This is a genomic window from Thiococcus pfennigii, from assembly GCF_016583835.1.
GTDB lineage: Bacteria > Pseudomonadota > Gammaproteobacteria > Chromatiales > Chromatiaceae > Thiococcus > Thiococcus pfennigii.
In genome coordinates this window covers 1-569 of sequence record NZ_NRRW01000160.1, presented here as the reverse complement: position 1 = coordinate 569, position 569 = coordinate 1, and the positions used below count along the sequence as shown (strand labels likewise).

The 569-nt window shown below is 63.1% G+C and carries 1 protein-coding gene; it reads right to left on the bottom strand.

What is annotated here, in order from left to right; genetic code table 11:
• Positions 1-219 precede the first annotated feature (219 nt).
• Positions 220-569 (bottom strand): hypothetical protein (locus tag CKO41_RS18360; protein ID WP_207144181.1); only part of this gene is annotated, 350 nt, incomplete at its 5' end.

Genomic DNA, 569 nt, shown 5'->3' with positions numbered 1-569 from the left:
TCGCGAGGAAGCCCGAGCCGATATCGTCGACTACATCACGACGTTCCACAACAGCCGACGGCTGTATTCGTACCTGGGCTACCAGCGTCCCGGCGGGTTTGACAGAAATGGCCAACTGGCCAGTGCGACTTACCGTGGTGTCCGTTTCCACGTGACCACGTCGGCGGGCGAAGGCCCGAGCCGGCGACTAGGCGCTATCATGCTCGTGCGGGGGCGGGGTTACGAGACCTCACCGGTGTCCGGTCCCAATCGCAGGTAGTGCAAAAGCATCGGCCGTAGGTACCGCCCATAGTGCGCAGGGGAGGCTGGCTTGAGGAAGGAGTGTTTGAAGAACCGTAACACCTGGCGGCTGATCTTGGAGGTATGACGGAACAAGCGTGCCGCCCAGTCGGGACGGTCGGTGCCGTCGGTGCCGTCGGTGCCGTCGGGTTCGGCCCGTTGACGTTGATCCTGTTTGCGCAGCGCTTTTTCATCGCGCACCGTCTCATCGAGGAGGGTCGGCACGGCCATGGCGAGGAGCAGATGGGTGATCAGGACCAGGCGCATCTGATTCTCGATGGCGGTGAGGC